The sequence below is a fragment of the Chondromyces crocatus genome (assembly GCF_001189295.1).
GTDB classification, from domain to species: domain Bacteria; phylum Myxococcota_A; class Polyangia; order Polyangiales; family Polyangiaceae; genus Chondromyces; species Chondromyces crocatus.
Map to the genome: position 1 here is coordinate 2,027,711 of NZ_CP012159.1, position 12,966 is coordinate 2,040,676.

A 12,966-nucleotide genomic window follows, 5' to 3' on the forward strand; every position below is an offset into this window, starting at 1 on the left:
TCTTTTTTGTCTCGATCCCTCACCCGGAGCCCCGGGCGTCCTGCCCTTTCAGGTTGGCCGAGTCCCCGACCGACCCGATCGCGCTCCACCACCCGGGGACGTTCACCCATCTCTGTTCCGTAGCTTCGTCGTGTTCGCTGCTCGGATCGCGCCGTGCGTCCGCCCCGTGCCGTCCGTGAGAGCTGGAGGAAATCGATGCCGCCCGTCGTCCAAAACAACTTCCGCGTCCGCAAGAACCTCGGCCGCGTGCGTCGCATCATCGACGTCCCCAACCTGATCGATATCCAGAAGTCGAGCTACGACAAGTTCCTGCAAATGAACATCCCCCCGCACGAGCGGGAGGAAGTCGGCTTGCAGGCGGTCTTTCGCTCAGTCTTTCCAATCAAGGACTTCAACGGCACGAGCGAGCTCGTATTCGTCTCGTACAACCTCGAGCCGCCGAAGTACGACGTGGAGGAGTGCCGGCAGCGGGGCATGACCTATGCGGCGCCCATCAAGGTCACCAATCAGCTGATGATCTACGATACGCGCGATGGCGGTGAGCGCATCGTGCGGGACATCAAGGAGCAGGAGGTTTACTTCGGTGAGCTTCCGCTGATGACCGAGACGGGTACGTTCATCATCAATGGTACCGAGCGCGTCGTCGTCAGCCAGCTTCACCGCAGCCCGGGCGTCTTCTTCGATCACGACAAGGGCAAGACGCATTCGAGCGGCAAGCTGCTCTATTCGGCGAGGGTGATCCCTTATCGCGGCTCCTGGCTCGATTTCGAGTTCGATCCGAAGGACATCATTTACGTTCGAATCGACCGTCGACGGAAGATGCACGCCACGGTGCTGTTGCGCGCGCTGGGATATACGACCCAGGACCTGCTCAACTATTTCTATTCGACGGAGACCGTGTACCTCGAAGAGGGCGGCAAGTACGCGAAGAGCATCGAGTACGACCTTCTCCCCGGCCAGCGGACGACGAAGGACATCAAGGTCGGCTCCGAGGTCATCGTCAAGAAGAACACCAAGTTCACTCGCGCGGCCATCCGGAAGATGAAGGAAGGCAAGCTCGACCGCCTCTCGTTGGAGCCCGAAGAGCTCACGGGGAAGGTCGCTGCGCACGACGTCTTCGATCCCGAGACGGGTGAGGCCATCCTGGGGGTGAACGAGGAACTCACCGAGGCGAAGCTCGAGCGGATTCGCGAGGCGAACATCGAGCAGTTCAAGATTCTGTTCATCGATGGCCTGAACGTCGGCTCTTACCTGCGAGATACGCTGCTCGCGGACAAGGTGAAGACGACGGACGATGCGATCCTCGAAATCTATCGCCGCCTGAGGCCGGGCGATCCGCCGACCCTGGAGACGGCGAAGACGCTCTTCCACAATCTGTTCTTCAATCCGGAACGTTATGACCTTTCGAAGGTCGGCCGGCTGAAGCTCAATTACAAGTTCTATCGTGACGTGGTCGACGAGCAGCGCCCGTCGCTCGACATGACCGTGCTCACGCCCCAGGACATCCTGGAGACGGTGCGCCACCTGATCGAGCTGAAGAATGGTCGCGGCTCGGTGGACGACATCGATCACCTCGGCAATCGTCGCGTGCGCGCCGTCGGCGAGCTGATGGAGAATCAGTATCGCATCGGACTCGTCCGCATGGAGCGCGCCATCAAGGAGCGCATGAGCATGTCGCAAGAGATCGACACGCTCATGCCGCACGACTTGATCAATGCCAAGCCGGTGAGCGCGGTGGTGAAGGAATACTTCGGCAGCTCCCAGCTGTCGCAGTTCATGGACCAGACCAACCCGCTCTCCGAGGTCACCCACAAGCGGAGGCTCTCGGCCCTCGGGCCGGGCGGCTTGACGCGGGAGCGAGCGGGTTTCGAGGTTCGTGACGTTCACACCACCCACTACGGTCGTATCTGCCCGATCGAGACGCCGGAAGGGCCGAACATCGGCCTCATTGCGTCTCTGTCGACGTTCGCTCGTGTGAACGAGTTCGGCTTCGTCGAGACGCCCTATCGGAAGGTGATCGACGGGCAGGTGAGCGGTGAGGTGGTCTGGCTCTCTGCCCTCGAAGAGGAGGGTAAGTACATCGCCCAGGCGACCGTGGAGATTGGCGAGAACGATCAGTTCCGTGAGTCGGCGATCTCTGCCCGCTACAACGGTGAGTTCAAGATCGTCGCGCCCGAAATGATCGAGCTGATCGACGTGGCGCCCAACCAGATGGTGAGCGTCGCGGCCGCCCTGGTGCCGTTCCTGGAGCACGACGACGCCAACCGCGCGCTGATGGGTGCGAACATGCAGCGGCAGGCAGTGCCGCTGATCAAGTCCGAGGCACCCCTCGTCGGGACCGGCATGGAAGCCCGGCTGGCGCGTGACTCTGGCGTCTGCGTGGTCGCGCGGCGCCCCGGTGTGGTGGAGAGCGTCGACGCCACCCGCGTCGTCGTCAGGGCGCTCGGCGGCGAAGGCGCCGAGGTCCCCGACATCTACCACATGATGAAGTTCCAGCGCTCCAACCAGAGCACCTGCTACACCCAGAAGCCCATCGTTCGGACGGGCGATGTGGTGAAGGTCGGCGATGTGCTCGCGGACGGGCCGTCCTGCGACATGGGCGAGCTGGCCCTCGGTCAGAACGTGCTCGTCGCCTTCATGCCCTGGCAGGGCTACAACTTCGAGGACTCGATCCTGGTCTCGGAGCGCATCGCGAAGGATGACGTATTCACGTCGATTCACATCGAGGAGTTCGAGTGCGTCGCCCGCGATACCAAGCTGGGCAAGGAAGAGATCACCCGGGATATCCCGAACGTGGGCGAGGAAGCCCTCAAGGACCTCGACGACTCGGGCATCGTGCGCATCGGCGCCGAAGTTCGGCCGGGCGACATCCTCGTCGGGAAGATCACGCCCAAGGGTGAGACGCAGCTCTCCCCCGAGGAGAAGCTGCTGCGCGCCATCTTCGGTGAGAAGGCCGGAGACGTCCGGGATAGCTCCTTGAAGGTGCCGCCCGGGGTCGGCGGTATCGTCATCAATGCGCGCGTGTTCTCGCGCAAAGGGACGGAGAAGGACGAGCGCGCGAAGGACATCGAGGACCAGGAGCGCGCTCGGATCGAGCGGACTCGTGACGAGGAGATCAAGATCCTCCGTGACTCGTTCTATCGTCGCGTGCGGGAGATCCTCGTCGGCAAGGAGACCAACGGCAAACTGGTCGACGACAAAGGCAAGGTCCTCCTCCAGAAGGGCATGATCGTCGACGACGCGGCGCTCGCCGAGATTCCGCGCAAATACTGGGGCGAGGTCCCGGTCGAAGAGGCGGAGCAGGCGCAGCAGATCCTCGGCGACCTGGAGGAGCTGGTCCGGGCCCGGGAGGAGCACTTCCGCGACAAGATCGAGCGCTTGTCGAAGGGAGACGAGCTGCCGCCGGGCGTGATCAAGATGGTGAAGGTCTACATCGCCATCAAGCGAAAGCTCCAGGTCGGCGACAAGATGGCCGGGCGCCACGGCAACAAGGGCGTCATCAGCCGGATCCTCCCGGAAGAGGACATGCCGTACCTGCAGGACGGCAGCCCCGTCGACGTCGTGCTGAATCCCCTGGGCGTTCCCAGCCGCATGAACGTGGGCCAGATTCTCGAGATTCATCTGGGGTGGGGCGCCTATGAGCTGGGCCGCCAGGTGACGAGGATGCTGGAGGAGCAGCGCGCGGTCGCTGAGCTTCGTTCGCAGATCCGGGCGATCTATGGCGGAGACGAGTCGGTCGAGCAGATCGTCGACGTCATCCAGGACGATGAAGTGAATCGCTTCGCTCGAAAGCTGAAGCGAGGCGTCCACATGGCCTCTCCGGTCTTCGACGGCGCGCACGAGGCCGACATCAAGGGCGCACTGCAGCTCGCGAAGCTGCCGTCCACGGGGCAGACCATTCTGTTCGATGGTCGAACCGGCGAGGCGTTCGATCAGGATGTGACGGTCGGCATCATGTACATGCTGAAGCTTCACCACCTGGTCGACGACAAGATCCACGCACGCTCGATCGGGCCGTACTCGCTCGTTACCCAGCAGCCCCTGGGCGGTAAGGCACAATTCGGCGGGCAGCGATTGGGCGAGATGGAAGTGTGGGCGATGGAGGCTTATGGCGCGGCCTACGCCCTCCAGGAGTTCCTCACGGTCAAGAGCGATGACGTCATGGGCCGTACTCGGATGTACGAGGCCATCGTCAAAGGCGAGTACACGCTCGAGGCGGGGCTTCCCGAGAGCTTCAACGTGCTGATCAAGGAATTGCAGTCGCTGTGCTTGAATGTGGAGTTGGTCGAGACGAGCGGCCTCGAAGCATCTGCTGCAGAGGAGGAGTGATGCGGCTCCTCAGCACACCGCAGATGATTCGGTATGTCGCCACGGCGGCAGTCCGTGGGTCGCTTCTAACTGACGTGGTTTCGCTTCCGGGAGGTCTACATGCGTGACATCTTCAGCTTCTTCGAGAAGCCCAAGGACCCGCTGTCTTTCAGCGCGATTCGTATATCGCTCGCAAGTCCTGAGAAGATCCGCGAGTGGTCTCACGGCGAGGTGAAGAAGCCCGAGACCATCAACTACAGGACCTTCAAGCCCGAGCGCGACGGCCTCTTCTGCGCGAAGATCTTCGGGCCGGTGAAGGACTACGAGTGCAACTGCGGCAAGTACAAGCGCATGAAGCACCGTGGGATCGTGTGCGAGAAGTGCGGCGTCGAGGTCATCCAGTCGAAGGTGCGGCGCGAGCGGCTCGGCCACATCTCGCTCGCGACGCCCGTCGCCCATATCTGGTTCCTCAAGAGCTTGCCGTCGCGTATCGGCAATATGCTCGATATCACCTTGAAGGATCTCGAGAAGGTTCTCTATTGCGAGGCCTATATCGTCATCGATCCCAAGGACACCCCGCTGCAGCGGGGCGATCTGCTCAGCGAAGAGCGCTACATGCAGATCATCGAGGAGTATGGCGATGACAGGTTCGCTGCCGGAATGGGCGGTGAGGCGGTCCTCGAGATGCTCAAGCAGGTGGACGTCCATGCGCTGGCGGAGCTGCTGCGCACCGAGATGCGGAGCGCGACCAGCGAGGCCAAGCGAAAGAAGCTCGCCAAGCGTCTGAAGGTCGTCGAGGCATTCCGCGAGAGCGGGAATCGGCCGGAGTGGATGATGCTCACGGTGATTCCCGTGCTGCCGCCCGATCTCCGCCCCCTCGTACCGCTGGATGGTGGGCGCTTCGCGACGAGCGATCTCAATGATCTCTATCGCCGCGTCATCAATCGTAACAACCGATTGAAGCGTCTTCTTGAGCTGAATGCTCCTGAGATCATCATCCGGAACGAGCGTCGCATGCTGCAGGAGGCGGTCGACGCGCTGTTCGACAATGGCCGCCGTGGCAAGACCATCACCGGGCCCAACAAGCGACCGCTCAAGTCGCTGTCGGACATGCTGAAGGGGAAGCAGGGCCGCTTCCGCCAGAATCTGCTCGGGAAGCGTGTCGATTACTCCGGCCGTTCCGTCATCGTGGTCGGACCCACGCTGCGTCTCCACCAGTGCGGTCTTCCCAAGAAGATGGCCCTCGAGCTCTTCAAGCCGTTCATCTACAACAAGCTGGAAGAGCGCGGGTACGTCAATACCATCAAGAGTGCGAAGAAGATGGTCGAGAAGGAGCGTCCCGAGGTCTGGGACATCCTCGAAGAGGTCATCAGCGAGCACCCCGTGCTGCTCAATCGCGCGCCGACGCTGCACCGACTGGGTATTCAGGCATTCGAGCCGGTCCTCATCGAAGGAAAGGCCATTCAGCTTCACCCTCTGGTCTGCGCTGCGTTCAACGCAGACTTCGACGGCGATCAGATGGCGGTCCATGTGCCGCTGTCGATTGAAGCGCAGATGGAAGCGCGCGTGCTCATGATGAGCACGAACAACATCCTGTCTCCCGCGAGCGGGAAGCCGATCATCAACCCGACTCAGGATATCGTGCTCGGGTTGTATTACGCGACGCGTGAGCGGAAGTTCGCCAAGGGCGCGTTCCGCGCTGGCTCGCTGACGGTCGGCGAGGACGGGGGCACCTCGGGTTACCTGCGAGGGGTCTATGCCTCGAAGGAAGAGGTGCGGATGGCCTATGACCATGGGGCGGTCACGCTCCATGCGGGCATTCGCGTCCGGGTCCCGATCATCGACGACGATGGCAAGCCGGTCCTGGACGAGAATGGGCACATCAAGCGTACCGTCGTGCAGACCACGGTCGGGCGCGTGCTCATCTCGGAGGTTCTGCCGAAGAAGCTGCCTTTCGAGTACGTGAACAAGGTCCTCGACAAGAAGGCGCTGTCCCAGCTGATCGACGTTTGCTACCGCATCCATCGAAACAAGGAGACGGTGCTGCTTGCAGACCGTCTGCGTACGTTGGGCTTCGATCACGCCACCAAGGCGGGCGTCTCGATCTGCATGGATCACATGGTGATCCCGCCCGCCAAGAAGGTCCTCCTGGGCGAAGCTCAGAAGGAAGTGGAACGCGTCATCGAGCAGTATCAAGAGGGCTTGATCACCGACGGCGAGCGCTACAACAAGATCGTCGATATCTGGGCGAGCATTGCCGACCAGGTCACCAGCGAGATGATGGGCGGGATCCGGAACGAGACCGTGGTCGATCCCGAAACGGGCGAGGAGCAGCAAGAGCAGAGCTTCAACCCCATCTACATCATGGCCGACAGCGGAGCGCGCGGTTCGACGCAGCAGATCCGGCAGCTGGCCGCAATGCGCGGGCTGATGGCGAAGCCCTCTGGCGAGATCATCGAGACGCCAATCACCGCGAATTTCCGTGAAGGACTGAGCGTGCTCCAGTACTTCATCTCGACCCATGGCGCTCGGAAGGGTCTGGCGGATACGGCGCTGAAGACGGCCAACTCCGGGTACTTGACCCGGCGCCTCGTCGACGTCGCCCAGGATGCGGTCATCTCCGACTTCGATTGCGGGACACTGGATGGCATCCGCGTGGCGAAGCTGGAGGAGGCCGGTGAGGTCATCCAGCCGCTCGGCGAGCGCATCCTCGGCCGCGTGACGCTCGATGATGTCGTCGACCCGCTGACCGGCGAGGTCCTGGTTCGGGCGAACTCGGAACTCGACGAATCGGCCGTGAGGATCATCGAGGACGCCGGTATCGAGGAGGTCGCAATCCGCTCCGTGCTGACTTGCCAGCTACGGCGGGGAGTCTGCGCGCTTTGCTACGGACGCGACCTGGCACGCGGTTACCGCGTGAACATCGGTGAGTCGGTGGGCATCATCGCCGCTCAGTCGATCGGCGAGCCGGGCACTCAGCTCACCATGCGCACGTTCCACATCGGTGGAACGGCCGCGCGCGGGAAGATCGAGGCCAGCTACCTCGAGGCTCGGACCGAAGGGACCGTTCGGCTACGTCGCGCCGTCATTCAGAAGAAGAAAGACGGCACCATGGTGGTGATGAACCGCCACGGCGAGATCATCGTGGTCGACGAGACGGGCCGTGAGCGAGAGCATAATCGCCTCGTTTACGGTGCAATCCTCAAGCTCGCCGACGGGGACCGGGTGAAGCCTGGTGACCTGCTCGCCGAGTGGGATCAGTTCGCGACGCCCATCCTCACGGAGGTCTCCGGGATCGTGAAGTTCGGCGATCTCATCGAGGGTGTCAGCGTTCAAGAGCGTGTCGACGAGGTGACCGGCCTCTCGCGAAAGGTCGTCATCGAGTCGAAGGCGACGGACGTTCGTCCTCGCATCACCCTCAAGGACCAGGTGTCCGGGGATACGCTGAAGCTGCCGAACAGCACGCTCGATGCACGCTACCTGTTGCCCGTCGGTGCGCACATCGTTGCTCAGGAGGGTGACCTCATCGAGGCAGGCGAGGTCATCGCAAAGATGCCGCGCGACACGACGAAGGTGCAGGACATCACCGGCGGCCTCCCGCGCGTCGCGGAGCTCTTCGAGGCGCGGAAGCCGAAGGATCACGCGATCATCACCGAGATCGACGGCGAGGTGAACTTCGGCAAGGACACCAAGGGCAAGCGGAAGGTCATCATCACGCCGATGGGTCCTGATAGCGCGATGCTCAGCGATCAGGCTCGTGAGTATCTCATCCCGAAGGGGAAGCACATTCAGGTCCAGCCTGGCGACCGTGTTCGTGCAGGTGATCCCCTGATGGATGGGCCGCCCAATCCGCATGACATTCTGCGCGTCAAGGGTGAGAAAGAGCTGGCCGCATGGCTGGTGAACGAGATCCAGCAGGTTTATCGCCTGCAGGGCGTGACCATCAACGACAAGCACATCGAAGTGATTGTGCGGCAGATGTTGCGTCGGGTTCGCGTGCGCGAAGTGGGTGACACCAACTTCCTCGTGGATGAGCAGGTGGAGAAGCACCTCTTCGAGCGCGAGAACGAGCGCGTCCTGGAGCGCGGAGGCAAGCCGGCGATCGCCGAGCCGCTTCTGCTCGGTATTACGAAGGCGAGCCTCTCGACGGAGTCCTTCATCAGCGCCTCGTCGTTCCAGGAGACGACGAAGGTCCTGACGGAAGCCGCGATCAACGGGAAGACGGACGACCTGCGCGGCTTGAAGGAGAACGTCATCATGGGACGTCTCATCCCGGCCGGGACCGGACTCCCGGCATACAAGCGTCTCCAGATCGTCATTGATGGCGAGGCGCAGCTCCCGCCGGCGGCTCCAGCCGTTCGGCCCCGCCCCGAAGAGACGCTCTCGGCGGTGAACGAAGAGTAGAACGCACATTCCCTGCGATGCCTCGGTCCTCCATGGGAAGACCGAGGCATTCCCTCCCTCCCTCGCTACTCACTTCATTCCCGACTGGGTCGCGTCGAGGGGCTTGCTCGAAGCGCGCCGGTCGATGGGCATCCTCCTGACGATTCGGAACCGTTGTGGGAACGGTCGAGGTTTTCCGTCAGCAGGACGCGCGGTGTGAGCTTGGCCATAGCCTTTCAGAGGCATGGGAAGCGCTCATCCTGTCGCTTGGCTCGCTCGCCGCGTGGGACCCTACCGACTCCGGTGGCGCCCCATCACGGAGATCACGGTCATGTCCTTGCGTGTGGCGAGGTGCCTCCTCCTGGGAACTCATGAGGTCCGGCTCGACGAGAGGCGTTTGACCCTGTAATCTCTCGGACACCTCTGCCGACGCGTTGAGGTGCTGCGCTGGCGTGCGGCATGACGCGAGGAGTGCTGGCCTGGACGGCTAGGAGGCTTGCGAGCGACGCTGCAGCCCAATTTCCAGCCGTTACCGCTGCTACCCTACGCGCCGCGCTCGGATTGTGGCTACAATCAACGGATCGATGGTTGCGTTCCAGGGCATCAACCAGCGGATCGCGGACCGCTTGCTTCTCGATGGGCGGATCGCACATGACGACTACCGCCGCGCAGTGGAGCACGCGACACGGAACCGCTCGCGTATCGAGGACGCGATCATAGAGCTCGATATTCTGAGCGAAGCGGATCTGTTGAAGTTCATCGCGACGCTTCACAACACCCGCTTCGTCTCGAGCGAGAAGCTGTCCAAGGCGATCATCGATTCGAGGGTGCTGTCCAAGGTTTCCGCCGTCACCGCGACGCTGCATGGAATGTTTCCGGTGCTGCTCGACGATCGAGCGTCGACGCTCTCCGTGGCGACTGCGGATCCTGACAATGACGCTGCACTGCACGAGGTGAAGCTGGCGGCGGGGGTGCGTGACGTTCGAGCCATCGTTGCGCGACCAGCCGCTGTGAGAGCCGCGATCTCCTACCACTACAGAGGAGATGCGACGGCATTCAACGCGCTGCTTCGGCCGGTGCACAACTACGAGGACTTCTTCTACAAAGAGCCCCGCGACCCCTTCGAGCGTACCCAGACGGGGGTAACGACCAGCTTTCAGATTCAGCAAGCACCTCCTGCGGTCACCTCGGTCCCGCTGCCCGCGCCTGCGCCCACGCCCCCTGCAGTCCCCTCCGTGGCGGTCACGCAAACGCCTCCGCAGCGTCCACCCACGGTGCCGCCGCGGGTCCTGGCGCCTCCGACACCACTGCCTCCCGCACCAACGACTGCGCAGAATGTCACCGCGACGGGACCGGCGCTTGCGCCTGCGCCTGTGCCTGCTCCTGAGCCGCCGCCGCCTCCGACGACGACACACGAGTATCTCGAGACGCTCAACGTCCTCGTGACGCTGCTGGAGAACAACCGGCAGGATCTACGCGGCCACTCTTCCACCGTTGCTCGTCTGGCGCGCAAGCTGTGCGAGCGCATCGGGCTAGCTCCGGCGAGTGTCGCGTCCTATGTGGCCGCTTGCTACCTCCACGATCTCGGCAAGGCGGGGCCTTACCATCTGACGGCGCTCAATGTCGCAGAGTACGAAGGCCATCGGCTCGCGGCGACGAAGGCTGTCGAGCTCCCTGCCCAGCTCATGGAATCCGCTGGCATCCCCCAGGAGATCACCGGGGCCATCACGCACATGTACGAGCGATACGACGGCACCGGCTTCCCCGACGGTCTGGCAGGGAAGGAGATCCCCCTCGGTTCACGCGTCCTCGCGGTCGTGGATACCTACGCCGATCTCTCGCAGAACCCGAGAAATCCCTACCGGAAGACGCTGCGGCCGGCGGAAGCGTGCGATGTCCTCGCCCAGTACAGGGGGACTGTCTTCGATCCCAACATCGTCGACCTCTTCCGCCAGGTGATGACCGGTGACGACATCAAGGCGAAGCTGCTGGCGGACCGCCACACCGCGCTCATCGTGGATCCCGATCCGGAGGAGACGACGGTGCTCGAACTCCGGCTCATCGAGCAGGGCTTCGACGTGTACATCGCTCGTACGGCCGTTCAAGCGCGACGTGAACTCGAGTCGCGTGAGATCGAGATCGTCGTCAGCGAGATCGATCTCGAAGAGCCTGATGGGGGGCTCACGCTGAGGAGCGAGTCGCTCAAGGCTGGAATCGGCCGGGACAAGGCGTGGGTGATCCTCACCTCGAAGACAGATCGACAGACTGCACAGCGCGCTTTCGATCTCGGCGTCGACGACATCGCTTCGAAGCCGGTAACTGCCGATATCTTTGCCGTTCGCTTGCGGCAGATCATCGAGCGGAAGGCTTCCAGTAAACCGGGCAAGGGCGTCACGGGTTCCCTCTCGGAGATGGGGTTGCCCGACATGGTGCAGATCCTGTGGCACGGCCGCCGAACCTGCGCGCTCAAGATTCAGACGGTCTCGGGACCTGGCGAGATCCATTTCGCCGATGGCCAGATCATCCATGCGCTCTACAGCGGTGTGCAGGGCGAGGACGCGTTCTACAAGATGCTGACCCTGCACGAGGGCGACTTCCGGCTCGACCCGAACTTCACGCCGGGCGCACGCACCATCAAGCAGTCGCCGGAGGGGCTGCTGCTGGAAGGGATGCGGCGCCTCGACGAAGGGACGATCGGATAGGGCGTTCGCAGAAGCAGGCGCCATGCTGGGGGGATGGATATGTCCTCACAGCCGTGGCGCGTTCACCCCGCACCGACCCTCGGATGCACGGGGAGCTGGTCAGTTTACGGAGACGTCAGCCTCGCAAGCTGAGACCATCTTCTGGTCCGGCTCTGCACGACCTTCAACAGCCGTAGCTCCTGAGGACTCATGCGACATGGAAGTCCCCTCATCGCGCTTTCGCTCCTCATCTGTGCGGCGACTCATGTCGAATCCGCCTGGGCCTGCGGGGCGTGCATCGTCGCGCAGAGTGAATCGACCTTGGTCACAGGGCATCGGATGGTGCTGTCCGTGTCCCAGAACGCCACGACGCTCTGGGATCAGTTTTCGTACACCGGTGATCCGGTCTCGTTCGCATGGGTGCTGCCGATCAAAGGTGTCGTTGAGGTCGGGCTCTCTTCCGATGCGCTGTTTCAGACGCTCGAAGCGCTGACTCAGGTCACGGTCAGCTCACCCATCATCAACTGCCCGCCTCCACCCCGTTGTGGGGACGATGCACCTCTCGCGGGCGGAGGAACCGGAGCTGATGGCAGCACGGACTCCGTTCAGATCCTCGCTCAAGAAACGGTGGGACCTTACGAGACGGTTCAGCTGTCTTCCAATGATCCCGCTGCGCTCTACAGCTGGCTCCAGCAAAACAACTACTTCATCCCTCAGGATCTGGCGCCGGTGATCACCTCTTACGTCAACGAGGGATTCGGCTTCCTCGCACTCAAGCTGGTGCCCGGGGAGGCTGTGGATGCAATGAGACCGGTTCGCGTCACTTCGCCAGGCGCGACAGCGACCTTGCCACTGCGCATGGTGGCGGGAGGCACGGGCGCGGTGACGCCCATCTCCCTCTGGGTCCTTGGCGAGGGGCGCTACGAGCCAGCAAACTTCCCCTCTTTTCAGATCGAGCCCTCCAGTCTCGTCTGGGACTGGGCGGCGAGCCGGAGCAATTACGGTGAGCTGAGGCAGGTTGGCTACAGTGCAACAAACGGCCGTGGATGGCTCCTCGAAGCAGGAGAGCCTGTCTCATCCTATGCCATCGAATATCCGCTCACCGATCTGGTCAACTATAGCCCTCAAGAGAGTGGGTATTTCGGCGCACCGGAGAAGGACATCACCGCGTACCGAGAAATGCTGGACGATCTCGATAAGCTGTACGGGCAGCTTCCACCGGGCTCGCTCTGGGTGTCCCGGATGACTGGTGAACTGACCCGTGCAGCGCTCGATGATGATCTCGATCTCACGGCGTCGTCCGATCAGTCGCCCATTCCTCGCTTCCTCAAAGCTCAGAACGCGATCGGTCTACCGCCAGCGTGTCCTTCCACGCCGAGCTGTGATCCCTGGCAGAGCGGCGATGTCTCCGGTGGTGGAGGCATCGACCCTCCTGGCGGTGACGATATCTGGGGGCGCCCTGGGTCCTGCTCGATGGGCTCTGGTGCAGGTTCCCCCGCTTCGTTCGGCAGCCTCGCGGCCGCCGCAGCTCTCGCGCTTTCGCGCCGACGTCGCCGCCACGACTGAGGCCGCTGCCTGAGCTTGCCCTCGTCCA

General features: G+C 62.7%; 4 protein-coding genes. All 4 read left to right on the forward strand.

Translation table 11 applies throughout. The features are described from left to right. Positions 1-195 precede the first annotated feature (195 nt). Entirely contained in the window at positions 196-4,329 is a 4,134-nt protein-coding gene (gene rpoB, locus CMC5_RS07640; protein WP_050429780.1) for a DNA-directed RNA polymerase subunit beta, read from the forward strand. A gap of 99 nt (positions 4,330-4,428) precedes the next feature. Further along, positions 4,429-8,712: a DNA-directed RNA polymerase subunit beta' gene (gene rpoC, locus CMC5_RS07645; RefSeq protein WP_050429781.1), complete on the forward strand. Its 4,284-nt coding sequence runs from the start codon at positions 4,429-4,431 to the stop codon at positions 8,710-8,712. 563 nt (positions 8,713-9,275) lie between these two features. Further along, positions 9,276-11,393, forward strand: coding sequence for a DUF4388 domain-containing protein (locus CMC5_RS07650; protein WP_050429782.1), 2,118 nt, complete (start codon positions 9,276-9,278; stop codon positions 11,391-11,393). Between the two features lie 189 nt (positions 11,394-11,582). Next, on the forward strand, positions 11,583-12,938 hold the full coding sequence (locus CMC5_RS07655) for a DUF2330 domain-containing protein (protein WP_050429783.1): 1,356 nt from the start codon (positions 11,583-11,585) through the stop codon (positions 12,936-12,938). The last annotated feature ends 28 nt before the right edge of the window (positions 12,939-12,966 follow it).

What these genes read in the sequence shown, in the direction of transcription:
- CMC5_RS07650 (WP_050429782.1), top strand. Translation starts at nt 9,276, where the DNA reads ATGGTTGCGTTCCAGGGCATCAACCAGCGGATCGCGGACCGCTTGCTT.
- CMC5_RS07655 (WP_050429783.1), top strand. Translation starts at nt 11,583, where the DNA reads ATGCGACATGGAAGTCCCCTCATCGCGCTTTCGCTCCTCATCTGTGCG.
- rpoB (WP_050429780.1), top strand. Translation starts at nt 196, where the DNA reads ATGCCGCCCGTCGTCCAAAACAACTTCCGCGTCCGCAAGAACCTCGGC.
- rpoC (WP_050429781.1), top strand. Translation starts at nt 4,429, where the DNA reads ATGCGTGACATCTTCAGCTTCTTCGAGAAGCCCAAGGACCCGCTGTCT.